The organism is Tsukamurella pulmonis (genome assembly GCF_900103175.1).
Classification (GTDB): domain Bacteria; phylum Actinomycetota; class Actinomycetes; order Mycobacteriales; family Mycobacteriaceae; genus Tsukamurella; species Tsukamurella pulmonis.
This window is the reverse complement of the sequence record NZ_FNLF01000002.1, coordinates 1,111,439-1,136,715: the sequence shown is the minus strand read 5'-3', so window position 1 is coordinate 1,136,715 and position 25,277 is coordinate 1,111,439. Positions and strand designations below refer to the sequence as shown.

Sequence of the window (25,277 nt, the reverse complement as noted above, 5' to 3'; positions counted from 1 at the left end):
CCACGCTACGCCCGTGTGAGTTCGGTCACAATCGGCTCAGTCGACCGCTCCCACGAGCTCCGTCTGCTTCGGCGCCCGCTCCCGCGCCTCGGCACGGACCAGCCCGAGCGCGGCGAAGCCGGTGACCACCGTGACCACCAGGACCAGGTCGAAGCCGTGGGTGAAGGCGCTGAGCACCGGCCCGCCGGCACCCACCTCGAGCCCGTCGGACTGCATCACGATGGTCACGCCGGTGACCGCGAGCGCCCCGCCGATCCGCTGCAGCAGGTTGAGCTGGGGCGACGCGTCGGGGATGTCCTGCGGCGTGATGGCCACGAAGGCGCTCGTCATCGCCGGCACGATCGACAGCGAGACGCCGATCCCCCGCACCACCAGCGTGACGGCGATGATCCAGATCGGCGTGGTCGCGGTGAGCAGCATCAGCGGCACCGTCGAGGCGCCCACCACGGCCAGGCCGATCAGCAGGGTCCGCCCCGCGCCGAGCCGCTGCACGATGCGGGCGGTGCGCGCGCCCATGACGATGGCGCCGATCCCGCCGAAGGACATGATCAGGCCCGTGCGGATCGCGGACTCGCCGCGCTCGCTCTGCAGGTACAGCGGCACGATCACCATCGGGGCGTAGAGCAGCATGCCGACCAGCGCCACGCAGGCGCTGGCCCACGCGTATCGACGGTCCGCGTACAGCCGCAGGTTGAGCAGGGGGTGCTCCGCGGTGAGCTCGCGACGGATGAACAGGGCGGTCCCGCCGACCGCGAGCAGGGTGAGCGCGGCGATCTCCACGGGGTCGCGGTGCGGCACGGCGGCCTCGCGCAGGGCGAACACGAGCGCGGTGACGCCGGCGGATCCGGAGACCAGCCCCGGCACGTCGAGCGGCGCGCTGCGCGAGCCGGCGTCGCGGGGCAGCGCGACGAGGGCGAGCGCGACGACCACCACGCACACCGGCACGGCCACCCAGTAGATCGAGCGCCATCCCCCGTGCTCGAGCAGCACCCCGCCGACGGTGGGCCCGATCAGCGGGCCCGCCAGCATGACGGTGCCGTTGAGCGACTGCACGGCGCCGAGCCGCTCGCGCGGCACCCCGGCCGTGAGCACCACCGTCGAGATGGGCGCGAGCACGCCGCCGGCGGCGCCGGTGAGCACGCGACCTGCGATGAGCACCTCCAGGCTGGGGCTCACGGCGCAGACCACCGAGCCGGCGGCGAACGCGATCACCGCGACCAGGAAGGTGCGGTAGCGGCCGTAGCGCCGGGCCAGCCAGGCCGTCACGGGCATGGTCGCGGCCAGGGCCAGCAGGTAGCCCGTGACCACCCACTGCACGTCGGTGATGGTGCCGAACCGGTCGGCGGTGGCGTGCAGCGAGATGTTGACGATCGTCGAGTCCAGCAGCGGCAGCAGCGAGCCCACCACGGCGATGCCGGTGATCATCGGGGTCGACGGTGCGGTTCGGATCATGGTTCCTCCACTGCCGCGGCGAGGACCCGCTCGATCGCGGCCACGGCGTCGGGGGTGTCCGCGACGACCGCGGTCAGGACCGTGCGGCCGGCGGCGTGCACGAGCGAGACGAAGGTCGCGGCGTACGGCACCCACATGGGCATGGTGTGCACCCGGACGGCGCGGAAGCCGGGGGCGTCGAAGGCACCGTCGGGCACGGCGCCGTGATCGGAGACGATGGCGGTCACCGGGAGCCCGGCGCTGCCGTCGGTGGTGGCCTCGGCGAGGGTGCGGGCGAACCGGTTGGCGCTGCCGTAGTCGGCGCCGAGCCCGGCCACCTCGCGGTTGTCCAGCAGCGCCGCGAGCAGCTCCGCCTGCACCGCGCGCCGGCTCACCGGCACGGGCAGGTCCACGAAGACGGGCGCGGTGAGGTTCGCGCTCGAGCGCACCGCGGGGTCGTGCCGGCGCAGGTCCACGGGCACCATCACCCGGGCCGGGCCGGGCGCGGCCGCCCGTACCGCGGCTGCCACGCGCCCGGCGCCGCCGCTCAGCCGCCCCGGCACCTCGCGCCGCACCCACCGCAGCCCCGGCGCGCGCACGGGCCACGGCGCGGGCACCGGGTCGGTGCCGCCGGCGGGCGCGCCGGAGCGGCCGGCGGCGCGGACGAAGTGCTCGTCGCCGAGCGCGTCGGGGTTCCCGGTGGGCGCCTCGCCGCGCAGCACGCGGAAGACGTCGCGGGCGAAGTCCATGACCCCGTGCCCGTCGGTCACGGCGTGCGTCGCGCGGAAGAGCACGGCCGTGCCGCCGTCGCCGCCCGGGTGCAGGAGGATCTCGGCGACGGGGCCGGTGCGCACCGAGAGCTCGGCGCGGATCCGCGGGTCGTCGTCGACGGGCAGCGACGACGCGACAACGCGGGGCGCGGGACCGCCACCGCGCCACAGGCCCCCGCGGCGGAGCGCGGACAGGCCCGGGTGGGCGGCCGCCGCGACGTCGACGGCGGCGCGCAGGTCCGCGAACGCGAGCGCGCCCGTGCCCTCCACCACGAGCCGGATGGCGCAGTCGGAGCCCGCCGCGGCCGCGGCGAGGTAGCTGCGTTCGATCTGCGAGACGCGCCGCGCGTACGCCGGTGCCCGCACCGCGCTCACCACAGCGGCCCCGTCGCCGGTGCGCCCACGGCCCGCCACCGCACGTCCAGCGGCCGTTCGGCGGCGACGGCGACGGCGAGGCCGCGCTCGTCGACGGCGGAGCCGATCACCCCGAACGGGGCGGCGCGCCAGCCGTGCTCGCGGCCGGGCAGCCGGAGCCCGGCGAGCGCGGCGTGCTGCGGGCCGATCAGCTTGATCACGGCCTCGACCTCGGCGAAGTCCCGGACGTCCGCGCGGTCGCGGCCCAGCATCGCGGCCACGGCCGCCAGGGCGCGCGGGCGGTCGCGGTGCTCCTGGGCGTCGACGCCGACGCCGCAGCGGGCGAGCACCACGACGGCGGTGTCCGCGCAGTGCGCCACCGAGCCGTGCCAGCCGTCCTCCGGCCACGCCCAGCCCCCGGTGCGGGTGCGGCGCGGTGCGCCGAGGCCCAGCGGCGCGGCGGCGCGGGTGAGCAGGGCGCGCCCGGTGCCCGCCGTCCGCGTGCGGCCGCGCTCGTCCCGCGGTCCCGCGCAGCGGAAGACGGTGGCGTGCGCCGTCATCGGGCGCCCTCCGGGTCCGGCCGCCCGGCGGGGACGTCGAAGACCGCGGCCTGGTAGCTGCCGCCGAGGGCGTACGAGGAGACCACGAGCCGCCCGCCGTCGCGGAGCCGGTCGATGCCGTCGAGCAGCGCGAGAGCGCCCGCGGAGCCGACGGTCTCGCCCAGCACCGCCTTCGGCGTGGAGCGCGCGACGGCGGCGAGCCCCGCGGCGTCGAGCGCGGCCGCCTCGGCCCCGTCGATGGTGCGGTGGCCCGTCGCGGCGGCGCCGACGAGGTCGGGCTCGCCGGGCCCGGCGTCCTTGAGCGAGCGGGTCAGGGCGTGCGCCCAGGCCGCCGGGTCGCCGCCCACGCGGCCGATGCCGGCGGGCTCGCCCGCCATGCCGATCCCGGCGAGGCTCGCCAGCGGTGCGGCGCCGCGGGCGCGGGCGGTGTCGGCGCGTTCGACGGTGAGCGCGACGGCCGCCTCGCCCAGCGCGCCGTGCCGCGCGTTGCCGGTGGCGCCGTACACCTGTGCGGCGAGCTCGGGGAACTCGTCGACCACGACGACCACGATCCGGTCGGCCTGGCCGCGGGCGAGCGCGGCCCGCGCGAGGTAGAGCGCGGAGACGGTGCTGGTGCCGCCGCAGGTCAGGGTGGCGGTGAAGCCCCGGTAGCGGTGCAGCACGCTCAGGTGCCCCGCGGCCGCGTTCTGCACGGTGTTGGCGAAGACGGTGGGATTGGCGCCGGCGCTGCCGTGCTCGACGACGCCGCGGTGGAACTCGGCGACGGCGCTCAGCGGCCCGTACCCGGTGCCCAGGACGATGCCCGCGCGGGCCAGCCCGGCGCGGTCGGGCTTGCCGAAGGCCGCGTGCAGATCCGCCACCGCCCCGGCGGCGAAGACGCTCATCGGGTCCATCTTGCGCACTTTGGCCGGGTTGATCCGGCGCGCGACCGCGGCCTGGTCGAGCCGGGCGAACCGCAGTGGCCCGAGTTGCTCGTGGACGGGCTCGCCCGTCCTCAGCGCCGCGAGGACCTCCGCCGTCGACTGCGCCGATCCCGCGAGCGCCGCGATCCCGGTGATCACCGGCGCCTCCTGCGCCGCGGCGTCGGCCGCGCCGGCCGGCTCGGCGGCGTGGCGCAGCACCACCGCGGCGTTGTTGCCGCCGAAGGCGAAGGAGTTCGACAGCACGGTGCGCACGGGTGCCTCCCGGGCCCGGTCCGGCACGATGTCGAGCCCGGTCCGCTCGGCGTCGCCGCGCGTGCCGACGGTGGGCGGCAGCACCCCGTCGGTGAGCGCGAGGACGCCGACGACCGCCTCCACGGCACCGGCGGCGCCGAGGGTGTGGCCCACCACGGACTTCGTCGAGCTCACCGGCGGCGGGGCGTCGAACACCGAGCGGATCGCCTTCGGCTCCACGGCGTCGTTGGTGGGGGTGCCGGTGCCGTGCAGGTTCACGTAGTCGACGGTGCCGGGCCCGAGCGCGGCCGCGGCGAGGGCGCCCTCCATCGCGCGGCGCGCCCCGTCGCCGCCCGGGTCGGGGGCGGTCTGATGGAAGCCGTCGCTGCTGAGGTCGTAGCCGGCGAGCCGGGCGAGCGGCGCGGCGCCGCGAGCCCTCGCGTGCTCCTCGGACTCCAGCACCAGGAAGCCCGCGCCCTCGCCCAGCGAGAGGCCGTCGGACGCGGCGAACGGCGAGCACGGGCTCTCCGCGAGCGCGCCGAGGCTGGAGAAGCCGTGGGCCGAGAGCGTGGTGAGCGGGTCGACGCCGCCGCAGATCACCACGTCGGCGTCGCCGCGCCAGAGCAGCTCCGCCGCGTAGCCCAGCGCGACGGCCCCGGCGGCGCACGCGTTGGAGGTCACCACGCGCGGCCCGCCCAGTCCGAACTCGCCCGCCACGTAGTCGGCGGCGCAGTGCAACTGGGTGTCGATGCCCGCGCGCGCCGCGGCCCGGTCGCGCACCGCGCCGGCCGCGAGGACGTCGCGATGGAAGTCCTCGAGCGACGGCATGGCGCCGAGGCTGGAGCCGAGCACCAGCCCGGCGCGGGCGGCGTCCGCGCGGCCGAGCCCGGCGTGCGCCAGGGCCTCGGCGCACGCCCGGCGCGCGAGCCGGTAGCAGCGGTCGAGTTCCTGCTCCTCCCCCTCGGGCAGCGGCGCGACGCCCGCGATCGCCGCCTGGAGATCGTCCGTGGGGAAGACCGTGTTCGGCACGATCCCGGTGGCGCCGGAGAGCAGGGTGTCCCAGCACTGCTGGGCCGTGCTCCCCGCGGCGGAGATCAGGCCGACACCCGTGACGACGACTGCGGGCATGGGCTCAGCCGATCCGCTCGGTGGTGGACCGGGTCACCAGCAGCGGCAGCGCGACGGTCGCGGCGGGCAGGCTGCCGGCCTCCCCGTCGACGGCGAGCGCGAGGCCGGGCGCGTGGAACGGGTCCTCGATCACGGCGTAGGCGATCCGGTTGCCGTCCACCGGGATCGAGGCGGCGACGAGTGTCCCGACGCGGTCGCCCGCATCGCCCGCGGTGACGGCCTCGCCGCCGCGGACGCGGGCGGAGGCGCCGAGCAGGAGCGGTGTCAGGCGCCGGCCCGGCTCCGGGGGCGCTGCGATGGCGTCGGAGCCGTCGAAGGCGCCGATGCGGGCGAAGTCGATGAGCCAGCTGACGTCGGCCTCGGCGGTGGACAGACCGTCGAACCCCGTGCCGTAGAGCGGCGAGGCGACCTCGGCCTGGGCCCGCCACAGCTCGTCGGTGGCGACCGGGGCGCCCCCGTGGGGCGCGGCGAGCCGGTGCACCAGCTCGTGCACCGCGTCCGCGGAGGCGGCGTCCACCAGCAGCAGGTAGCCGTACTCGCCGGTGGTGCCGGTGCGGACGATCCGCGGCTCGAAACCGGCGGCGGGCAGTTCCGCGTGGGCGGCGCGCTCCACGGCGCCCAGCACCAGGCCGGAGACGTCGAAGTCGAGGAACTCGGCGGCCACCCGCCAGGCGGCGGGCCCCTCGACGGCGATCCCGGCGAGGGCGGGCTCGGTCACCGCGGTGTCGCCGGCGTCCGGTGTGCCGGTGGCGATCTCCCGCACGCGGGCAGCCAGCGCGCCGGCATCGAGCGGGGTGAGCGCGAGGAGCACGGAGGCGTCGTCGAGTTCGACGTGCAGGACCAGGGCCAGCGGCGCGCCGTCGGCGGTGACGATGACGGCCTCGCGCGCGGTGTCGGGGTCGGTGAAGTCGCTGCCCTTGGACAGCACGCGATCGAGCACGTGCAGGCGGTCGTCGCCGGTGAGGACGACGACGCCGTGGTCCGGGCGCCGGTAGACCCCCGCGCCGTCGCGCAGGGCGCGGTAGCCGGCGTAGTCGGTCGGGTTCTCGCTCATCGGTTCTCCTCGGTGGTGGTTCGGCTGGTTCGGACGGTGATGCGCCAGGTGCTGCGGCCGGGGGGACAGAGCCCGCCGATCAGCAGTCCGGCGGGGGTGGCGCGGACGAGCAGTTCGCCGCCCGCGGGGGCGTGCAGGGTGAGGGTGCCGCCATCGGGCAGCGGGATCGAGGGCTCCTCACCGGGGCGGGCCCAGCGGTGCCGGCTCGCACCGAGCGGGATCCGGGCGTCGCCGAGCAGCACGTCGCCGGTGCGGGCGGTGCGGGGCGTGCACCACAGGACGGCGGCACGCGGCCCGCGGTCGTCGACGTCGACGGTGAGCTCCGGACCGTGCTCGGTCTCGGATTCGACCGCACACCAGCTGATCCCGTCACCGTCGAGCCCGTCACCGGCAGTGGCCCAGATCGCGCCGGGGGCGGCGCCCCAGCCGACGCCGGCGGTGCGGTCCGGCTGCTCGGCGGTGACCCAGAGCCCCGCCCGCCACTGGGGCAGGTGTCCGAGGGCACGGACGCGCGGGTGCGGCCCCCACAGCACGGGGCGGCCGCCCGGGGCCCAGGTGCGGGCTCCTCCGACTGCCGGGTCCAGGGCCAGCGGGCGCCCCGCCGCGCGCAGCCGCCCGCCAGTGACCTGCGGCGCCCCGGCGGGTCCGGGCGCGCTCAGGCGCAATCGCACCGTCGATCCGGAGTCCGCGCGCACGTCCAGGGTCGTGGCGTCGACGAGGCGCGCATCCATCCCGGTCGCCTCGGCGACGATCCGGAACCCGCCGGACCAGGTCACCCGGTCGCCCGCCGCGGGTGCGGCGGCGGGGATCTCGGCGGTGTCGGGCACGATCCGCTCCCCCGGCGCCGCCAGGTCGGTCCCGATCCGCGCCGTCCCCGCCGCACTGCGCACGGTGCCGGCGCGCAGGCCGGTCAGGTACAGCCGGCGGTGCGGCCCGCCGGTGACGCGGTGTTCGAGCACCGGGCCGTCGGGGCCGTCGGCGATCGCGAGGTCGACGACGACGGACGCGGGGTCGGCGCGGTCGAGGATCGTCAGGCCGGCCGCGGTCGCGGTGACGGCGAAGTCGCCGCGCCGGCCGCGGCGCCAGGCCGGGCGCGTGCCGCCGGCCGCGGGCCAGGCGATCGCCAGCAGGTCGCCGCGGAATCCGGGGTGGCGCAGAGTGATCGCGCCGTCGGCGTCATCGACGCGCACGTGCCAGTCGCCGCGGCGCAGCTCCGTCGGGGCGGCGCGCGCGACGCGGGGCGCGGCGGCCGGCACCGGCAGGGCGGTCTCCTCGCCGTCGTGACGCAGGGTCAAGGAGCGGATCGTGAGGGTGTCTGCGTCGAGCTCGGCGTCGAGCTCGGCACCGCCGAGGTGGACGGTGGTGCGCACGACGGGGGTGCCGTCGGCGGCGGTCCGCACGTCGCAGTGGTGCCCGGCGTCGCGGCCCTGCGTGGCGCCGAACCGGAAGGTCTCCCGGGAGCGGGCCGCCTCGATCACGGCGGCGGGCAGGTGCGGGGCCGCGGTGCTCAGCAGGAGCGGGATCACGTTGTAGAGCTCGACGTTGCCGTCGGCCCCGGCCGCGGCGGGCGCGAGCGCGAGCGAGCCGACGCGGCGGTAGAGGCGGTAGGCGATCGCGTTGGCCGGGTTGACGGTCAGCCGCAGCACCCCGTACCCGAGGGCGATCATCGTGTCCACGGTGGCGGCGAACAGGTTCCCCGTGAGGCTGCCGCGACGGTGCTCCGGCGCGACGAAGAACATGTCGGCCAGAAGCTGGCCGGGCTCGGCGACCCGGCGTCCGGTGGACTCGAACAGGCCGAAGGTGCCGACCACGGCACCGTCGACGACCGCGACGGTGAAGGCGACGGTGCCGCGGTCGCGCAGTTCGGCGCGCAGGGCGTCGGCGGTGAGCGGCACCCCGATCGGGTTGGGGTTGTCCGGGTGCGCCGCGTACAGGGCGGCGATCTGCGCGAGATCGTCGTCGACGAGGGGCCGGACCCGCACGTCCGCGTCCGCGGCGTCGGCCGCGTGCTGCTGCACCGCCGCGGTCATCGCTCGCCCGCCCGGTTGCTCACGGTGATCGTGCCGGTCACGACCTTCTCCCGGCCCACGTGGGCGGCGATGTCGACGGTGCGCAGATCGCCCAGCGCCGTGGTGAGGGTGACCGCGAGGTCGAGCCGCTCACCGGGCCGAACCACGCGGTGGAACTTCACCCGGTTGATCGCGCCGAGGTAGCCGACGGTGGACGCGGGCGCGGGGTGCCCGGACTCCTGCGCCTGGGCCACGTAGACGATGGCGGTGAGCTGGGCGAGGGCCTCGATGATGAGCACGCCCGGGACGATCGGATCCCCGGGGAAGTGCCCGGCGAAGTAGGGCTCGGCGAGGCTGACGTTCTTGACGCCCTTGCCCGAGCGTCCCGGATCGACGTCGAACGCGCCGTCGATGAGCAGGAACGGCCAGCGGTGCGGCAGCATCGACAGGATCGCCGACGCGTCGTAGCTGCGCAGGCCGGCGCTCGCCGGGGCGTCGACGGACGTCGTCATCGCGCCGCCGCCGGGGCGGGGGCCTTCGCCAGGATGAAGTCGGCCAGCGCGTTGACCGAGCCGAAGGCCTGCGCGTCGGAATCGCTGACGGATACCCCGAACTCGTCGTTGACGAGCACGACCACCTCGAGGGTGTCGAGCGAGTCCATCTCCAGGCCGCGGCCGAACAGCGGCTGGTTGTCGGAGATGGCCTCGGGGGTGACCTCGAGGCCGAGCCCGTCGATGACGAGCTGCTTGATGCGGCGGTTGAGCTCGAGACGGGCGGCGCCGGCCTCCCGGATCGCTGCGATATCGGCCATGGTGGTTCTCCTTCGTGGGTGCGGGGATTGCGGAACGGATCGGGACGTCAGCCGTTGACCAGGCCGCCGTCGACGGTGAGGACCTTGCCGGTGATGTAGCCGGCGCCGGGTCCGGCGAGGAAGGTCACGGCGGCGGCGACGTCGTCGGGGGAACCGATGCGGCCGAGCGGGATCCCCGCGGTCGCCTCCGTGCGGGCGGCGGGCGGCATGCCGGCCACCATGTCGGTGTCGATGAAGCCGGGGGCGACCACGTTCACGCGGATGCCGCGCGGCGCGAGCTCGGCGGCGAGGGACTTGCCGAGCGCGATCAGCCCGCCCTTGCTGGCGGCGTAGTTGGCCTGCCCGGCCCGGCCGGCGACGCCGGAGGTGGAGGCGACGAGCACGATCGCGCCGCCGCGGCGGTACATCTGCTTGACGCCCTCGCGGGCGGTGTAGAAGGCGCCCGTGAGGTTGGTGTCGATCACGGTGGACCACTTGTCGGCGCCCATGGCGGCGACGTAGCCGTCGGCGGTGACGCCCGCGTTGGCGACGAGCACGGCCGCCGGTCCGAGTTCGGCGCGCACGGCGGCGAACAGGGCCACGACCTCGGACTCCTGCCGGACGTCCGCCCGGATCGTGACGGCGCGGCGGCCGTGCGCGCGCACCGCCTCCGCGGTGGTCTCGGCACCGTCGGCGTCGGCCGTGAAGCCCACGGCGACATCGCAGCCGGCGGCGGCGAGGGCGATCGCGGCGCTGCGGCCGATGCCGCGGGAGGCCCCCGTCACGACCGCGACGGTGCCCGGGGCGAAGGCGAACGGATCAGACATGGGCGGCCGCCGTCGCGTGCACGCCGGGCTCGAAGCCCTCGAGGCGGACCCCGCGCCCGGTGCGCTCGGCCTCGTCGGCGACCCAGCGGGCCACGGCGATGTCGGTGATGCCGAGGCCGAACGGCGAGTACACCAGCGGGCGGCCGTCGTCGGCGGGAATGTGCGCCGTCCCGGCGGCCAGCGCGCCGATCGTCAGCGGCACCACGTCTGCGGCGGTGCGCCCGTCGGCCGATGCGAGCCGCACGGCGCGCTCGAGCGCGGTATCGGCGCGCAGCGCGTGCTCGACGTCGTCGACGGCGTTGAGCGCGCCCACCAGCGAGGCCGGCGCGATGTCGCGGAGCGAGGTGTGCAGCACCGTGATCCGGCCGGGCCGGGTGCGGTCGTGCAGGGCCCCGTCGAGGTCGAGCCAGTACGACGAGTCGGTGGTCGCGATGGCCAGCACGTCGGCGTCGACGACGTCGGCGATCGTGGGCGCCACCGCCCCGTCCAGGCCGGTGGCCTCGACGAACTGGGCGGCCCGCTCCGGGACCGCGTCGTGGGCGGCGACGGTGCGCAGCGCCGGGTGCACGGCCCGCAGCATCGCGATCGTGGCGAGATTGATGGTGCCGCAGCCGATCACGCCGACCTTCTCCACCCGGCGCGCGCCGTCCGCGATCCGGCTGAACGCGGCCGCGGAGGCGGCGGTGCGCAGGGCGGAGATCCGCGCGCCCTCGAGGATCGCGCGGGGGTACCCGGTCTCGAGGTCGTTGAGCACGATCACCGCCGAGGCGCGTTCGCGGCCGCGGTCGGTGTTGGCGGGGAAGCTGGAGATCCACTTCAGTCCCGCGGTGGGTCGGCCGCCGTCCCCGACGTACGCGGGCAGCCCGATGATCCGGTTCACCGGGTCGTCCGGGAAGCGCAGGAACACCGAGTGGGGCGTGCCCTCGGGGTAGCGCTCGTGGGAGCGGTAGGCGGCCTCGACCGCATCGATGATCGCGATGTGGCGCTCGGCCACGATCTCGTCCACATCCGTCCTGTTGATCGCCAACATCACGCACACACCGCCTCGTCGGTCTCGTCGTTCAGGTTCTCGCCGACCCAGTCGTCGTCGAAGATGGTGTCCAGGTAGCGATCCCCGCCGTCGGGGAGGATCGCGGCGCACAGCGCCCCCTCGGGGATCCGGCTCGCGTACGTGGAGATCGCCGCCAGCGCCGCGCCGGAGGAGGCGCCGCACAGGATCGATTCGGTGCGCAGCAGTCGCCGGCAGCCCCGCACGGCCTGCGCGTCCGTCACGTGCACCACGTCGTCGGCGAGGTCCTGCGCGAACAGCGGGGGCACGATCGCGGCGCCGTGACCGGGCAGCTTCCGCACGGCCTCGCCCACGAACTGCGGACCGAAGATGGCGCTGCCGGCCGCGTCGACGCCGATGATCACGGTCTCGAGGCCGTGCGCGCGCAGGAAGTCCGAGCACCCGCGCAGGGTGCCGCACGAGCTGGTGGTGCAGAACAGGTAGTCGAGCCGGAAGTGCACCGCGCGCAGGATCTCCGCGATGGTGGCGTGGTGCGATTCGGCGTTGACCGCGTTCGCGTACTGGTTCGGCCAGAAGGCGCCCGTCTCCCCGCAGATCTGCTGCACCCGGCGGATGCGCGCGGGCAGGTACTCCCCCGTCTCCGGGTCGGGCCGGTCGATCACCTCGACGGTGCCGCCGTAGGCGCGGATCAGCGCGATGTTGGTGCGGGTGGCACGGGCGTCCACGATGCAGTGGAACCGGAGGTCGTAGTAGTTGCACACCTGCGCCAGCGCGATGCCCAGGTTGCCCGAGCTGGACTCGACCACCTCGGAGACGCCGGGGATCAGGCGCCCCTCGGCGATGCCCCGCTCGATCATGGCGCGGGCGGGACGGTCCTTGACCGAGCCGCCGGGGTTGCAGCGCTCGAGCTTGCCGAACACCCGGAAGTGCGCCTCGGCGAACATCCGGTCCAGCGGGACCAGTGGCGTGTTGCCGATCACGGACAGCACCGACGCCTCGCGGGCGCGCAGCAGTCCGTCGGCGTACAGGTCGGTCATCGGATTCCCTCCGGGGTGCGGCTGAGATGGAGCCGGAACTCGCTGACGTAGCGGGCGCCGTCGGCGTCGCGGAGCCAGCAGTCGTCGCGGTCGGGCAGCGCCTCGCTGAACGTCAGGCGCGCGTCGGGGCGCGGCGCACCGTCGCCGCGCAGGGTCGAGAGCAGCCCGGCGACCAGCACGGGGCTGTCCAGGTCGACGAACAGCGGCTTCGGTTCGCCGGGGACCTTGGCGTAAGTGCGGCGCGGCAGGCCCACGTGGCGCGCCCAGGCGCGGAAGACCGCGTACCGTTCGGCCTCGTCGCTGCGGGCGGTGAGCACCAGCGAACCCGCCTCGGGCCGCCAGGTCTCGCGGAAGAGCACCAGGCGGTCGATCTCCACGCGCGGGGCGTGGGCGCCGGGCAGGCCGACCTTGAAGGCGTCGGCCGCCACGATCGACAGGAACGAGCCGAACGTCTGGCCGAAGCTCCAGCTCCGGCCGTCCGGGGTGCGCGCCGATCCGTCGTCCTGCAGCACGATCGCGCCCGCGGGCACCACCCGCGACCGGCCGATGACCGAGGCCTTCGCGAAGCCGATGGCGACCTCGGTGGCACCGAGGGTCGTGGGGATGAACCGGCCGGTGTTGCGCCGCCACCCCGCGGGGAACAACGGGACCAGTCGGGGCAGAACGCATTCGGCGTCCACGGCCTCGCGCACGCTGCCGGGGATGGACCAGGTCAGCGGCGGCACGTCGAGGCTGGGCATGCAGGCGTGCAGCTCGCCCAGCACCACGCGGAACTCGCCGCGGGCCACCGCGTCCGGGTCGGTGGCGACCAATTGCAGGTCGGGGCTGTGGATGACCGAGTGCGGCCACCCCGGCTCGGCGCCGCCGAACTCGTCGGCCACGAGCGGGGCGAGATCCGCCGCGGTGGCGCGGACCGCACCGGTCCCGTCGGCGTGCGCCAGGAGCCGGTCGAGCACCCGTTCCCAGCGCGCCGAGAGCTCGGCGGCGGCGCGGTCCACCGCGCGGTCGCCGGCGTCGCCGAAGAAGAGCGGCAGGATCCGCGCGAGGACGTCGGCGAGGGTCACCTCGGCGCCGCGCCCGCGGCGGCGGGCGTCGACGATCTCGCGGGTGATGTCGGCCCGGTACTCCTGCGCCAGGCGGGCGGAGAACCAGGTGGCGGAGTCGGCGACGAGCGCCAGCGCGGGGCCCACCGCGCCGAGGACGTCGGCGCCGACCTCGACCCGGTCCGCGCGCACGCAGTCGTGGTAGACGAGGGTGCGCCCGGCGTAGGAGGCGCCGGAGGAGCGGTCGGCGGCACGGCCGGTGAGGGCCGCGAACCAGCGGTCCAGGGCGCCCAGCGCGGCGTCGAGCGTCTCGGCGTCGACGGCCGCCTCGATGTCCGCGCGGTGCGTGGCGAGGGATTCGAGGACGGCGATGCACGGGGCGGCGGCCACGGGGTCGGCGATCCGCGCGACCCGGCGGGCCAGCTGCGCCTCGGCGTCGGGCCCCAGGCTGATGTTGCCGTCCCAGGAGAGCACCTGGCGCTCGGCGAGCCGCGCGACGGTCTCCAGCGCCGTCGTGCGGGGCATGCCGAACCCGGATCCCAGCTCGGCCGCGGGGGTCTCGCCGTCGGCGGAGGCCGCGATCAGCGCCTCCTCCGGGGTGAGCCGCACGGCGCGCCGCCCGCCGACCAGGGCCCGCGCACCGTCGAGCAGGGTGTCCGGCCGCAGCATGGGCGGCAGCCACGCGCGCACGCCGGGCTGCTCGGCCATCCACCGGGCGAGCTCGATCACGGCCCACGATTCGAGGACCACGTGCCGGTCGGCCACGATGTCCGTGCCGGTGGGCGGCGCGTGCCGCAGCTCCCCGCCGGGCGCGCCGAGGTCGACCCAGGCGGCGGGGCCGAAGAAGCCGATGGTCTCCGCCTTGCCGCAGTAGCGCTGCCAGTACCGGGCCACCAGGCGTTCGCGGGCACGGTGTTTGGCGTTGCCCGCGCCCGTGTGCCGCGCCACGCGGTCGGCGGCGCCCGCGGCGGAGCGGTTCTGCCACACCAGCGCCCGCAGGAAGCGGTCGTCGGTCACCACCGCGCGCAGGCGTGCGCCGACCGTCTCCGCCGCCTCGGAGAACCGGGCCCGGTAGTCCTCGCCGCTCAGCTCGCCCGCGCGGTAGCGGTCCGCGGCGGCGCCGACGGCGTCGTCGACCAGCTGGTCCAGGCCCTCGACGGGAAAGCCGGTGCTGCGCAGGACCGCCGCGCGCCAGGCACTCCACCCGCCCGCGAGCGGGACCCGCTCGCGCAGGGCGGCGTCGTCGACGATCAGTGCCCGAGTGGCGGCGGCGGTCATGCGCCCACCTCCGCGAGCACGGCGCCGAGCCGCTCGACGGCGGGGGCGAGCTGCGCGCGCCGGGGCCCGGTGAAGCACAGCCGCAGCCCGTCGTCGCTCTCGCCGGCGACGGAGAAGTGGCGCCCCGGGACCACGAGCACGCCCGCCCGGCGGGCCCGCTCGGCGACCGCCTCGGCGTCGACGCCGCCCGCGCGGGCGGTGAGCCACAGGTAGAAGCCTCCGCGCGGCCGCTCCCAGCGCCAGTGCCGCTCGGCGCCGGCGGAACGCAGGGCCCCGTCGGCGATCTCGGCCCGCTCGCGGTACTCGCGGCGGAAGACGTCGAGCTGCGCGGGCCAGGACGGTCCGGCGAGGAAGTCGGCCACCACGCCCTGCGCGAACACCGACGGCGAGAGCGACATCAGGTCGGCCTGCGCGGCGAGGGCGGACCGACGGTGCGCGGGCGCGGCTATCCAGCCCACCCGCAGTCCGGGGGCGAAGATCTTCGACGCGGTGCCCAGGTGGATCACGTCGCCGCCGGGGCCGGCGAGCGCGAGCAGCGAGGTGTGCAGGTGACCGTCGAAGGAGAGCAGGCCGTACGGATCGTCCTCGACGACGGGCAGATCCACTGCGGCGCAGGCCGCCAGGAGATCGCGGCGCCGCTGCCGCGGCATCACTCTGCCGGTGGGGTTGTGGAAGGTCGGGTTCACGTAGAGGAAGGCGGGCCGGCGGCGGCGCACCAGGCCCGCGACGGCGTCCGGGTCCACGCCGTCGGCGTCGGCGGGCACGGCGACGGGCTCGAGGCCGCGGTCGCGGAAGGCGGCGAGCGCGCCCGGGTAGGACGGGGCCTCGCACAGCACGGTGTCGGCGTCGCGACCGAGCACGGCGGCCACCACGCACAGCCCCATCTGGGATCCGGCGGTCGGGATCAGCTCGGCGGCGTCGACGTCCGCGCCCTGCAGCGCGAGCAGGTCCCGGATCCGCCGGGCCAGCGTCGATCCGACGACGGGCCGGCCGTACTGCAGCACCGTCGGCCCGGCGAGTTCGAGCGTCGCGCCGGTGGCGGCGGCGATCTCGGGCCAGGGCAGCGTGCCGAGAGCGGGCATGCCGCCCGCGAGCGAGACGGTGCCCGGCGGCACGGTGAACAGGTCGGGTCCGGCCCCGGTGCGGGTGATCACGCGGCCGCCTCGGCGAGGTGCCGGCGCAGGCCGCCGACGGTGTCGACGGCGCCGCTCGCGACGTCGTCGGCGGTGATGGTGACGCCGTACTCGCGGCGCGCGGCGAGGTAGACGGAGACGATGCCCAGGGAGTCGAGGCCGAGGTCGGCGAAGGCCACGTCGTCGGCGAGGTCGGCGGCCGGGTCGAGATCGGCGGCGGCGCGCAGGAAGTCGGTGAATCGGTCGGCGGTCATGCGGTGATCTCCTCGTCGATCGGCGGGGCGGTGATCGCGCGGACGAGCGCGGCGCGATCCGCTTTTCCGTTGGGGTTCAGGGGTATCGATGCGACGGCGACGATCCGGTCGGGACGGCGGGGCGGGTCCAGCCGGGCGGCGAGGTCGCGACCGAGGGCGGCGACGGGTGTGTCGGCGACGACGAACAGGAACAGGCGCTCACCGGACCGCGCGGCCACCGCGGCGCGCACGGTGGGCACCCGCAGTGCGGCGGCCTCGACCTCGGTGAGGGACACGCGCACGCCCCGCCGCTTGAAGACGTCGTCGAGCCGGCCGTCGACGTACAGGCGGCCGTCGGCGTCGATGCGCCCGGTGTCGCCGGTCCACAGCTCCCGCTCGCCGGTGGCCGGGTCCCGCCGGTAGCGGTGCGCGGTGGCGGCGTCGTCGTTCCAGTAGCCGTCCATGAGAGTGGCGCCGCGCACCACGATCTCGGACGTGCCCGGGTCGATCCGCACGCGCAGCCCGTCGATCGGGTGGCCGACGGATTCCGGTGCGGCGGCGTACTCCTCGGGCGGCAGCACCGAGATCCGCTTGCACTCGGTGGTGCCGTACATCGCGACGATGCCCGCGCCGGGGAAGACCCGCAACAGGTCCCCCCGAGCTCGGGCGCCAGCCGCGCCCCGGTGTTGGTGAGGAGCCGGACCCCGGCGGCGCCGGGCGCCCCGCCGTGCACGGCGACGAGGAGGCGGGCCAGCTCCGGGACGAGGGGGACGACGGTGACGCCCTCCCGCGCGAGCACGTCGGCGAGTTCGATGTCGGCGGCGGGCGCGGCCAGGACGACGGCGGCGCCGACCCGCGCGGCGAGCAGGAGCTGGTAGAGGCCGTAGTCGAAGGCCAGAGGCAGGCGGCAGAGGATGACGTCGTCGCCCCGGTACCGCAGCGCGGCGCCGACGGCGGCGATCGCGGCGTCGACGGCACGTGCGGGGCAGATGACGCCCTTGGGCCGGCCGGTGCTGCCGGAGGTGTAGATCAGCAGCGCGGGCGCATCGCTGTCCCCGGTGCCGTCGGCCGCGGGGTCGGCGGAGCCGGCGGACGCTGCGAGCGCGGCGAGGGCCGCTTCGTCGCGCAGCACCAGGGCGGCGGCGCAGTCCGCGGCGACGTACTCGAGCTGGTCGTCGGTCGCGTCGGGATGCAGGGGCACGGGAACCGCTCCGGCGAGGGAGGTTCCGTAGATCGTGGCGACCGATCGGCGGTCGGGCGCGGCGCGCAGCACTACGCGATCGCCGGGCGTGACGCCGGCCGCGCGGAGCCCGGCCGCCACGTTCCGCGCGGCGGCGAGGAGCTGCGCGTAGTCCATCCGCCCGTCGCCGTCGACGAGGGCGATCCGGGCGCCGTGCCGCGCGGCCGCGGCCGCCAACAGCGCCCCGAGGCCGCTCATGCGGGCACCGCCGTGCGCGCCGCGGCGCGGGTCAGCTCGCCCGGGCGGCCGAGGGCGGTGGCGCGCGGGCCGCCGGTGCGGCGCAGCAGCCCGGAGAGCACGCCGGCGGGCGGGAGTTCGACGATGCCGGCGGGCGCCGCCTCGACGACCGCCGCCTGGCACAGGTCCCACCGGACCGGCGCGGTGAGCTGATCGACGAGCCGGGCGGCGCACTGCGCGCCGGTGGTGATCTCGGCACCGTCGGCGTTGCCGAGCAGGCGGTGCACCGGGTCGGCGAACGCGACGGCCCCGACCGCGGCGGCGAAGGCGGCGCGCGCCGGCTCCATGAACGGCGTGTGGAAGGCCCCGGCGACCTCGAGCCGACGGGCGGTGCTCCCCGCGGGGGGTGCGGCGAGCAGGGCGGACACGGCCGAGGCGGGGCCGGCGGCGACGATCTGCCCGGCGCCGTTGCGGTTGGCGACGGCGAGGCCGGCCGCCTCGATGCCGGCCAGGACCGCGGCGGGTTCGCCGCCGAGGACGGCGAGCATGCCGGACTCGACCTCGGCGCAGGCCAGCGCCATGGCGCGACCGCGGGCGGCGGCGAGGGCGACGGCGTCGCGCGGGGCCAGCGCCCCCGCCACGGCGGCGGCCGCGAGCTCTCCGACGGAGTGCCCGGCGACGATCAGGCGCAGGTGCGCCGGTAGTTCGCGGGCGGTGGCGAGCAGCGCCGTGGCGACCAGCACGGGCTGGGCGACCTCGGTCCGGCGGAGCACCTCGGCGGGGGCGCGGGTGCCGAGGTCCGCCAGGTCCAGGCCGGCCGCGGCGGACCAGTCCGCGAGCAGCGCCCGCGGCTCCTCGCCCCGCAGCCAGGGCGCGAGGACGCCGGGCTTCTGCGCGCCCTGGCCGGGCGCGAGGACCGCGAGATCGGGGCTCGTCATCGGTCGGCCCGCCGGCGGCCGCGGCGGCGCTCGGTGCCGAGGTGCCCGCGCAGTTCGCTGCGGCGCGCGAACAGGTCGACGTCGTCGGCGAGCAGCCCGGCGGACTTGGCGCGCAGCAGGATCACCACGGATTGCACGAACGCGACGACACCGATGTAGAGCGTGAGCGAGGCGGTGCCGAGGCCTGATTCGCCGCTGAGCAGCTCGATCCCGAGGTGCGCGGCGATGCCGACGACCCACAGCGCGAGCGTCGCGACGGTCCCCTGCGCGGTCAGCGCACCGTCGACCCGGGACAGGCGCACGGTGTACGCGCGGGCCACGGCGATCGCGGCGCCGATCACCAGCGAGACGATGACGAACGCCTGGTCGCCGAGCGGCACGTCGTGCGAGCTGACGAAGCGCCAGGCGAGGACCGCGCCGACGACGGCCACGACCACCGCTGCGCGCGGCGACGAGCGGACCGGGCGCGCCCGCATCTGGAGCGCGAGCACGGCGATCACGACCACGACCGCGATGAGACCTTCGATGAGCATCGGAACCTCCACGTTGAACGGACGAGTCCATCGTGTGGTTCACGAACGATGTGCGGTATCGCCAGTTCGGTGGAGAGGGGGTGGAGGACGGTGGAGCCGAATCGGGCCAAAACCGTCCATAGTGGGAGGAGTCCGGATGCGTGAGACGTCGTGCGTACACGGCCTTCTCACCGCGAATTCACCTTCGGATCGCGGCGATCGGCTCCCTCGGCGCGCGGGCGGTCCATGTCTTACACTCGATTTTCGTACGCCTCATTAAAAGTCCCGTCCGATCGGAAGGACAGACGGATGTCCGCTGCGCCGGCTCCCTCCGTACCGCCGTGCCCCATCCGGGTGATCGTCGCCGACGACCAGCGGACCATCGCGGAGTCACTGGCCATGATCCTGGAGCTCGTCGAGGGCATCGACGTCGTGGGCATGGCGACGTCGGGGGCCGAACTGGTCTACCTCGCGCAGCGGGAGCTGCCCGACGTGGTGCTCACCGACCTGCACATGCCGGACGTCAACGGGATCCAGGCCGCCGCCCGGATCCTGGAGACGGCACCGCGGACCCGCGTCGTGATCATCAGTTCCACCGAGGAGGCCGAGTCGGTGCTGGCCTCCGTCTCGGCCGGGGCGATCGGCTACCTCACCAAGGACGCCTCCCGGCAGGACATCGCGAGCGCCGTCCGGGCCGCGGCCGCCGGGCACGCGCATTTGAGCACCGCCGCCTACTCACACGTGGTGACCGCCGCCCTGGCGGCGCGGGCACCGCTCCCCCACGCCGAGCCCGACGACGACATGACCCCCCGCGAGGCCGAGGTCTTCGGCCTGATCGCGGAGGGTCTGTCGAATCGGCAGATCGCGCGGGCGCTGCAGGTGAGCGAGTCGACGGTGAAGACGCACATCAACAACGTCTACGCCAAGCTCGGGATCTCCAGCCGCGCCCAGGCGGTGGCGCGGGCTATTGCCGCCCGCCGCCCCGTCGGTACAGGGTGATCGCGGCGGCGGCGAAGACAGCGAACCAGATCACGATGTTGGCGACCGCACCGAGCAGCGAGACGTGCTCGCCGGAGAACTGCCAGCCCTCGTTGAGCGGGTAGCGGGCCACCGTCGCCACGCCGTACATCGGGGTGAACTTCGCGATGGTCAGGGCGGTGCCCGACAGCGGGATGAACAGGTTGCCGGCGAAGGCCAGCGCGGTCATCAGCAGACCGGGCATGTGCATCACGATCTCCGGCTTGAAGGCGAGCCCCAGGGCGAGCCCGAGCGCGGCGAAGACGGCCGATCCGATCCACGCGGCGAGCAGCGAGAGCACCCACACCTGCGGCTCCGCGTGCGCTCCGGTGGCGGCGCCGAGCGCGCCGACCACGGTCACCGGGAGCGCGGCGACGGCCATGGAGCTCAGGATCTTGGTGGCGGTGTACGCCTCGGGGCGCAGGGGCGTCAGGCGCAGCGTGCGCATCCAGCCCGACGACCGCTCGACGGAGACGGCGGCGGCGGTCGTGGTGGAGGCCGCGGCGGCGCCGTAGACCGCGAGGCCGATCATCATCCAGGCGGCGAAGTCGCCGTGCGCGAGCTGTGCCTCGATCCCGGCGCGCTGCTTGTAGAGCGCGAGGTAGAGCACGGCGGGCAGTGCGAGCGTGAAGATCAGCGTCTGCCGGTTGCGCAGCAGGCGGCGGACCTCGAGTGTGAGGAAGCGGGCGTTGAGCCCGGTGCGCGGGGCGGTCGTGGGGGCGGTGGCGGTCATCGGGCGGCCTCTCGGTCGGCGGTGAGCTGGACGAAGACGTCCTCGAGGCCGAGGCTCGCGGCCTCGAGCTCGCGGGCGCCGGTCTGGGTGAGCAGGAATCGGAGCAGGTCGTCGGACGTCGCGGCGCCGCTGTTCGCCCGCTGATCGGTGATGAAGACGGTGCGGTCGCCGCGGATCTCGCTGACCCGGGTGCCCGGCAGGGCGCGCAGCGCCGCATCGGCGTCGGCGCGGGAGAGCACGGCCGACACCGACCGGCCCGACGTGCGGGCCCGCACGTCGGCGGTGGTGCCATCGGCGACGACGCGGCCCCGGGCGACCATCACGACGCGATCGGCGAAGTGGTCCGCCTCCTCGAGGTAGTGCGTCGCGAAGAGCACGGTCGTGCCCTTTTGCGCGTCGGCGCGCACGTCGGCCCAGAAGCGGCGGCGCGCGTCGACGTCCATCCCGGCGGTGGGCTCGTCGAGGATGAGCAGGTCCGGCTTCGGGAGCAGGGCGAGCGCGAACCGCAGGCTCTGCTGCTGACCGCCCGAGCACTTGGAGACCTTGCGCTGGCGCAGCTCGTCGAGGCCGGCGCGGCGGATGGCGTCCTCGGCGTCCGCGCCGGGGAACAGGGACGCGATCAGTTCGACGGTGCCCTGCACGGTCAGGTCGGGCAGGAGCCCGCCGGTCTGCAGCACCGCGGCGACGCGGCCGGAGCGCACGGCCTCGGCCGGCGGGAGGCCGAAGACCTGCACCGCACCGTCGTCGGGCTGGGTGAGGCCGAGGATCATGTCGATCGTGGTGCTCTTGCCGGCACCGTTGGGGCCGAGGAAGGCGACGACCTCGCCGGGCCGGACGGTGAGGTCGATGCCGTCCACGGCGCGGAAGCGCTCGCCGTCGGACGCGGTGAAGCCCTTGGTGAGGCCGTGGATGTCGAGTGCGGCCACGCCGGGTGCGACGCCGGCGGTGGCGTTGTGAGCAATGGTCATGCCGATGATTCTGTGATCGACGGCGGCTTCACACCTCCACCGGCGGGTGGAGATCCGGGTGGAGATCGCGAGCAACGCTCACCATCCTATGACATGGATCACATCGGGAGTAGGTTCGCGTTCATGCGCAGGCGAATCACCCTCGCGGTCGCGGCGGCGCTGGCACTGGCCGCCCCTGGGTCACCGGCCGCCTCGGCCGCTGCACCACCACCGGGATCGCTGCTGGAGCGGTTCGCGCTCAACCAGTTCCAGAACTGCGCGGTGATCTGCCCCTTCGCGGCGCAGGGCGCGGTGACGGTGCCCCTGGGCGCGGCGTCCGCGCCGATCGCGTTCCTGCGGTCCGCCGCCGATACCGGGAACCCGCTGGCGGCGCTGGGCGCCGCCGCCCTGTCCGTCACTGCGCCGGCGGACGCCGCGATGACCGGGATCATCGGCAACGACCTGAATCAGGTGGTGCCGCGCTTCCAGAACGGAGTACTGATCGCGATGGTCGATCTCCTGCGGATCGCCGACGGTTCGGGATCGGTGACCGCACTCCGTACGGATCTCCTCGCCGCCCTGCGCGAGCCGCTTCCCCCGGCGGGGCCGGTGCCCCCGCCACTGACCGCGCCGCCGCCCTTCGGGATCATGCCCACGCCCGTCGGCCCGGTCCAGGTGGCGGCGGTGCGGGCGACGAACATCTTCTTCGCGGCCGCCTTCTTCGTGCCCGAGCTGTCCCTGCTCGGAGCGACGCAGACCGCGAACGCAGCGGCGTCCACTCTGGCGCGGACGGGCGACCCCGTCGCCGCGGCGGGTGCGGGCCTGCAGTCCGCGGGTGCGGTGGCCTCGGAGAACGTGCGGATCCTGTCCGGGGCGTTCGACGGGGCGGACATCACCGGCTCCGCAGCGACGAACCCGCGGGCCGAGGCGGCCGCACCGGCGACGCGCGATCGCCTCACCACCGGCTCCGCGCCGCCCGATCCTGTCGTGCCGGAGCCCCCGCGAGCGGACCGCACCGGGCCGGAACCGATCGGATCGGCACCGTCGCCGACCGCGACGGGAGCCGTCGAGGGCAGCCCGCCCGGAGACGGCGAGCGGGGCGCGGCGTCCGCGTCGGGAACCGTCACGGCCCCGTCCACCGGCGCGGACGCAGCATCGGAGGCCCCGGGCCCGCGCGACGAGTGAGGGCGCTGTCCGCCCCGCCGGTCAGCCCGCGGTCGACGCGACCGCGGCCCTCGCCTCGATCCGGGCGCGGACCTCGGGGCGGCGCAGCGGCGGCACCGTCTTCGGCGGCTGGCGCCGCGCGGGCAGTGCGTCGAGCAGTTCCTCGGTGGCGGCGGTGACGGCAGCGACGGCCTTCTCGAAGGCCTCGCGGTTGGCATCGCTCACCTTCTGCACGCCCGAGACCTTGCGCACGTACTGACGCGCGGCGGCCTCGATCTCCTCGTCCGTGGCGGCGGGTTCGAGTCCTCGCAGTTCGGTGATGTTCCTGCACATGGGGCCGACGCTACGCCTCCCGCCCCGCCGTGACCAGGCCCGCACGCGGTGCGGCCTGCACCGATCGCTACCGGAAGTCGTAGTCGGCGAGCGGGAACCGGTCCTGGGTGCGGACGGCGTCGCGCACGGAGGTCGGCCGGAACAGCGGGGCCTCACCACGCCCGTTGATCCAGTACGAGTTCGACGTCGCGCAGTCGCCCAGCCGGAACACCGAATCCTCGAGCAGCCGCTCCATCCGGCCCAGGAACCGCGCGTTCGCCTCCCCGGTCACCTCGAAGACCCCCGCGTCGCGCCGGTGCAGTTCGCCGAACAACCGGCGGATGTGCCGCATCTGGTACTCGACGGTGTTGAACCACGACAGCCCGACCCAGGAGTACGGGCTGGCGAGAGTGAGCAGGTTGGGGAATCCCGGAACGGACACGCCCTCGTAGGCCTGGAAGCGGGTGTCGCGCCACCACTGCCCCAGGTCGACACCGTCGCGGCCGATCACCCGCAGCGCGGGCAGGTTCGTCTTCCACACGTCGAATCCGGTGGCCAGGACGAGCGAGTCCACCTCGGTGCGCGTGCCCTCCACCCCGACGATCGCATTCTCCTCGATGCGGGCGATCGGCTCGGTGACCAGCGCGACGTTCGGCCGGGCGAGCGCGCGGTAGTAGGCGTTGGAGACGGTGGGGCGCTTGCACCCGTAGTCGTAGGACGGAGTGAGCGCGGCCCGCAGCCGCTTGTCCCGCAGCAGGAGGAAGCGGTGCACCCCCGCCGCGTGCGCGGCCGAGACGTTCAGCCGGCGGAACCAGCGGTAGCGCCACATCGCGACCACCATGAGGAACTCCATGAAGGAATCCGTCGCCAGCCGGACGGCGCGCTGCGTGAGCGGGAACCGGGCGAACATCCGCCGGACCGGCCGCGGGAACGGCACGTCGAGTTTCGGCATCACCCAGATCGGGGTGCGCTGATAGACCGAGAGCTGCGCGGCGCTCTTCGCCAGCTCCGGAATCACCTGCACCGCGGTCGATCCGGTGCCGATCACGGCCGTGCGCTCCCCCGCGAAGGCGTGCTCGGGGTCCCAGCGGGCGGTGTGGATCACCGTGCCGCGGAAGCGGTCGATGCCCTCGATGTCCGGAGTCGCGGGCTGCGAGAGGAAACCGGTGGCGCACACCAGGTACCGGGCGCGCAGCTGGTCGCCGTCGCCCAGGACGACGCGCCACTCGCCGGCGTCCTCGTTCCACTCCGCGCTCCGGACCTCGGCACCGAAACGCATGTGCCGGCGCACGTCGTACTTGTCGGCGACGCGCTCGGCGTACGCCTTGAGTTCCGGTCCGCGCGCGTACATCCCGGACCAATCGGGATTGGGCTCGAACCAGTAGGAGAACGTGGTCGAGGGGACGTCGACGGTGAGCCCGGGGTACCGGTTGACGTGCCAGGTACCGCCGAGGTCGTCCTCCCGGTCGACGATCACCAGCTTCTCGTAGCCGAGCTCCTTGAGCGCGATCGCGGCTCCGATGCCGCCGAAGCCCGCGCCCACCACGAGTACGTCGTGGCGCTCCGTATCGGCACCGCTCATCCGCGCGGACCTCCCTGTGCGACAACGCCGATGCGAGTAGCCTGCGATGCATGGACCTGCGATCCGCACACGTTCTCATCACCGGTGCCAGCGGTGGTCTCGGCGCGGCCCTGGCCGAGGCCTTCGCCGAGCGGGGAGCCGAGCTCACCCTGAGCGGGCGCCGCGCCGAGGAGTTGCACCGGCTCGCCGCCGCAGTGGGCGGCCGGGCGGTACCGGCCGATCTCGCCGACCCGGCCGCACCCGAATCCCTTCTTTCCCAGTGCGGTCCGATCGACGTGCTCGTCGCGGCCGCAGCCGTGCCCGCGTCGGGCCTGCTGTGGGAGTACTCCACCGAGGAGATGGATCGCGCGCTGACGGTGAACCTGCGCGCGCCGGTGCTCCTGGCCAAGCTCGCCGCCGAGTCGATGCGCGAGCGCGGTACGGGTGGGCATGTCGTGTTCCTCTCGTCGCTGTCCGGAAGGTCGGCGTCCGCGCGGATGGCGCTCTACAACGCCACCAAGTTCGGCCTGCGCGGCTTCGCTCTCGCGCTCCGGGAGGACCTGCGTCCGTACGGCATCGGTGTCTCGTCGGTGCTGCCCGGGCCGGTGCGCGACGCAGGGATGTTCGCGGACTCGGGGGTGCGCGTGCCCCGCGCCGCCACGCGGACCGCCGCCCAGGTGGCGCGCGCGACCGTGCGGGCGGTGGAGGCGAACCGCGGCGAGGTCGTCGTGGCACCGCTCGCGTTGCGCGCGGCGACGACGCTGGGCGCGCTCGCCCCCGGCGTCTCGGCGGCGCTGGCGCGTCGCACCGGCAACGACGCGATGATGGCGGCGGTCAGTGAGGGCCAGCGCCGCAAGAGATGACCT

The 25,277-nt window shown here is 75.3% G+C and carries 24 protein-coding genes and 1 pseudogene; 3 read left to right on the top strand and 22 right to left on the bottom strand.

Going from position 1 to position 25,277, the window contains the following annotated elements:
• Positions 1 to 36: 36 nt before the first annotated feature.
• The 18 genes and pseudogenes from BLQ62_RS05665 to BLQ62_RS05585 all read right to left on the bottom strand — a co-directional run bounded on the left by BLQ62_RS05665 (position 37) and on the right by BLQ62_RS05585 (position 18,698).
• Positions 37 to 1,452 (bottom strand): DHA2 family efflux MFS transporter permease subunit, encoded by a 1,416-nt coding sequence (locus tag BLQ62_RS05665; RefSeq protein WP_068533092.1) that lies wholly within the window; start codon positions 1,450 to 1,452, stop codon positions 37 to 39.
• The gene (locus BLQ62_RS05660) at positions 1,449 to 2,576 is read right to left on the bottom strand and encodes a hypothetical protein (RefSeq protein WP_139184163.1); all 1,128 of its coding nucleotides are present in this window, start codon (positions 2,574 to 2,576) and stop codon (positions 1,449 to 1,451) included. Before BLQ62_RS05660 ends, BLQ62_RS05665 begins: the two co-directional genes overlap by 4 nt.
• Positions 2,573 to 3,115: a hypothetical protein gene (locus tag BLQ62_RS05655; protein ID WP_068533097.1), complete on the bottom strand. Its 543-nt coding sequence runs from the start codon at positions 3,113 to 3,115 to the stop codon at positions 2,573 to 2,575. Before BLQ62_RS05655 ends, BLQ62_RS05660 begins: the two co-directional genes overlap by 4 nt.
• The gene (locus tag BLQ62_RS05650; protein ID WP_068566771.1) at positions 3,112 to 5,397 is read right to left on the bottom strand and encodes a beta-ketoacyl-[acyl-carrier-protein] synthase family protein; all 2,286 of its coding nucleotides are present in this window, start codon (positions 5,395 to 5,397) and stop codon (positions 3,112 to 3,114) included. Before BLQ62_RS05650 ends, BLQ62_RS05655 begins: the two co-directional genes overlap by 4 nt.
• A 4-nt stretch (positions 5,398 to 5,401) precedes the next feature.
• A complete protein-coding gene (locus tag BLQ62_RS05645) occupies positions 5,402 to 6,451 on the bottom strand; it encodes an aminomethyltransferase family protein (RefSeq protein ID WP_068566773.1) in 1,050 nt (349 codons plus the stop codon).
• Entirely contained in the window at positions 6,448 to 8,481 is a 2,034-nt protein-coding gene (locus BLQ62_RS05640; protein WP_068566775.1) for a GNAT family N-acetyltransferase, read from the bottom strand. The genes BLQ62_RS05645 and BLQ62_RS05640 overlap by 4 nt, the downstream gene beginning before the upstream one ends.
• Complete coding sequence (gene fabZ / locus BLQ62_RS05635; protein WP_068533105.1) at positions 8,478 to 8,972, bottom strand: 3-hydroxyacyl-ACP dehydratase FabZ; 495 nt, start codon at positions 8,970 to 8,972, stop codon at positions 8,478 to 8,480. Before fabZ ends, BLQ62_RS05640 begins: the two co-directional genes overlap by 4 nt.
• Positions 8,969 to 9,271, bottom strand: a complete 303-nt coding sequence (locus BLQ62_RS05630) for an acyl carrier protein (protein WP_068533108.1) — start codon at positions 9,269 to 9,271, stop codon at positions 8,969 to 8,971. The genes fabZ and BLQ62_RS05630 overlap by 4 nt, the downstream gene beginning before the upstream one ends.
• 47 nt (positions 9,272 to 9,318) lie before the next feature.
• Positions 9,319 to 10,077: a 3-oxoacyl-ACP reductase FabG gene (gene fabG / locus BLQ62_RS05625; RefSeq protein WP_068566777.1), complete on the bottom strand. Its 759-nt coding sequence runs from the start codon at positions 10,075 to 10,077 to the stop codon at positions 9,319 to 9,321.
• Positions 10,070 to 11,083 (bottom strand): 2,3-diaminopropionate biosynthesis protein SbnB, encoded by a 1,014-nt coding sequence (locus BLQ62_RS05620; RefSeq protein WP_160126333.1) that lies wholly within the window; start codon positions 11,081 to 11,083, stop codon positions 10,070 to 10,072. Before BLQ62_RS05620 ends, fabG begins: the two co-directional genes overlap by 8 nt.
• A gap of 23 nt (positions 11,084 to 11,106) precedes the next feature.
• Positions 11,107 to 12,123, bottom strand: coding sequence for a 2,3-diaminopropionate biosynthesis protein SbnA (gene sbnA / locus BLQ62_RS05615; RefSeq protein WP_068566781.1), 1,017 nt, complete (start codon positions 12,121 to 12,123; stop codon positions 11,107 to 11,109).
• Positions 12,120 to 14,444, bottom strand: coding sequence for a lantibiotic dehydratase (locus tag BLQ62_RS05610; protein ID WP_068566783.1), 2,325 nt, complete (start codon positions 14,442 to 14,444; stop codon positions 12,120 to 12,122). The genes sbnA and BLQ62_RS05610 overlap by 4 nt, the downstream gene beginning before the upstream one ends.
• Positions 14,441 to 15,598: an aminotransferase-like domain-containing protein gene (locus tag BLQ62_RS05605; RefSeq protein WP_068566785.1), complete on the bottom strand. Its 1,158-nt coding sequence runs from the start codon at positions 15,596 to 15,598 to the stop codon at positions 14,441 to 14,443. Before BLQ62_RS05605 ends, BLQ62_RS05610 begins: the two co-directional genes overlap by 4 nt.
• Positions 15,595 to 15,831: a phosphopantetheine-binding protein gene (locus BLQ62_RS05600; protein WP_068533121.1), complete on the bottom strand. Its 237-nt coding sequence runs from the start codon at positions 15,829 to 15,831 to the stop codon at positions 15,595 to 15,597. Before BLQ62_RS05600 ends, BLQ62_RS05605 begins: the two co-directional genes overlap by 4 nt.
• The gene (locus BLQ62_RS24335; protein WP_212733346.1) at positions 15,828 to 16,457 is read right to left on the bottom strand and encodes a class I adenylate-forming enzyme family protein; all 630 of its coding nucleotides are present in this window, start codon (positions 16,455 to 16,457) and stop codon (positions 15,828 to 15,830) included. The genes BLQ62_RS05600 and BLQ62_RS24335 overlap by 4 nt, the downstream gene beginning before the upstream one ends.
• A 71-nt stretch (positions 16,458 to 16,528) precedes the next feature.
• Positions 16,529 to 17,167 (bottom strand): annotated as a pseudogene (locus BLQ62_RS24460) (AMP-binding protein); the annotation flags it as partial.
• A gap of 77 nt (positions 17,168 to 17,244) precedes the next feature.
• A complete protein-coding gene (locus BLQ62_RS05590; protein ID WP_068566789.1) occupies positions 17,245 to 18,165 on the bottom strand; it encodes an ACP S-malonyltransferase in 921 nt (306 codons plus the stop codon).
• The gene (locus BLQ62_RS05585) at positions 18,162 to 18,698 is read right to left on the bottom strand and encodes a hypothetical protein (RefSeq protein ID WP_133298600.1); all 537 of its coding nucleotides are present in this window, start codon (positions 18,696 to 18,698) and stop codon (positions 18,162 to 18,164) included. Before BLQ62_RS05585 ends, BLQ62_RS05590 begins: the two co-directional genes overlap by 4 nt.
• A 288-nt stretch (positions 18,699 to 18,986) precedes the next feature.
• Between BLQ62_RS05585 and BLQ62_RS05580 the strand changes: the two genes are divergently transcribed.
• Complete coding sequence (locus BLQ62_RS05580; RefSeq protein WP_068566791.1) at positions 18,987 to 19,676, top strand: response regulator transcription factor; 690 nt, start codon at positions 18,987 to 18,989, stop codon at positions 19,674 to 19,676.
• On the opposite strand, the gene BLQ62_RS05575 is transcribed toward BLQ62_RS05580, so the two are convergent.
• Both BLQ62_RS05575 and BLQ62_RS05570 read right to left on the bottom strand, forming a co-directional pair.
• Entirely contained in the window at positions 19,642 to 20,427 is a 786-nt protein-coding gene (locus BLQ62_RS05575; RefSeq protein ID WP_068566793.1) for an ABC transporter permease, read from the bottom strand. The two genes, BLQ62_RS05580 and BLQ62_RS05575, sit on opposite strands and share 35 nt — an antisense overlap.
• Complete coding sequence (locus tag BLQ62_RS05570; RefSeq protein WP_068533134.1) at positions 20,424 to 21,395, bottom strand: ABC transporter ATP-binding protein; 972 nt, start codon at positions 21,393 to 21,395, stop codon at positions 20,424 to 20,426. The genes BLQ62_RS05575 and BLQ62_RS05570 overlap by 4 nt, the downstream gene beginning before the upstream one ends.
• A gap of 123 nt (positions 21,396 to 21,518) precedes the next feature.
• On the opposite strand from BLQ62_RS05570, the gene BLQ62_RS05565 reads away from it, so the two are divergent.
• Positions 21,519 to 22,559: a hypothetical protein gene (locus tag BLQ62_RS05565; protein ID WP_139184161.1), complete on the top strand. Its 1,041-nt coding sequence runs from the start codon at positions 21,519 to 21,521 to the stop codon at positions 22,557 to 22,559.
• A 21-nt stretch (positions 22,560 to 22,580) separates the two neighbouring features.
• Here the strand turns inward: BLQ62_RS05565 and BLQ62_RS05560 are convergent, their stop codons facing one another.
• Together BLQ62_RS05560 and BLQ62_RS05555 are read right to left on the bottom strand one after the other, a co-directional pair.
• A complete protein-coding gene (locus BLQ62_RS05560; RefSeq protein ID WP_068533138.1) occupies positions 22,581 to 22,871 on the bottom strand; it encodes a DUF2277 domain-containing protein in 291 nt (96 codons plus the stop codon).
• A 67-nt stretch (positions 22,872 to 22,938) separates the two neighbouring features.
• The gene (locus BLQ62_RS05555; RefSeq protein WP_068566795.1) at positions 22,939 to 24,432 is read right to left on the bottom strand and encodes a flavin-containing monooxygenase; all 1,494 of its coding nucleotides are present in this window, start codon (positions 24,430 to 24,432) and stop codon (positions 22,939 to 22,941) included.
• 50 nt (positions 24,433 to 24,482) lie between these two features.
• Here BLQ62_RS05555 and BLQ62_RS05550 point away from each other — a divergent pair, with 50 nt between their 5' ends.
• A complete protein-coding gene (locus BLQ62_RS05550; protein WP_068566796.1) occupies positions 24,483 to 25,274 on the top strand; it encodes an SDR family NAD(P)-dependent oxidoreductase in 792 nt (263 codons plus the stop codon).
• Positions 25,275 to 25,277 lie beyond the last annotated feature (3 nt).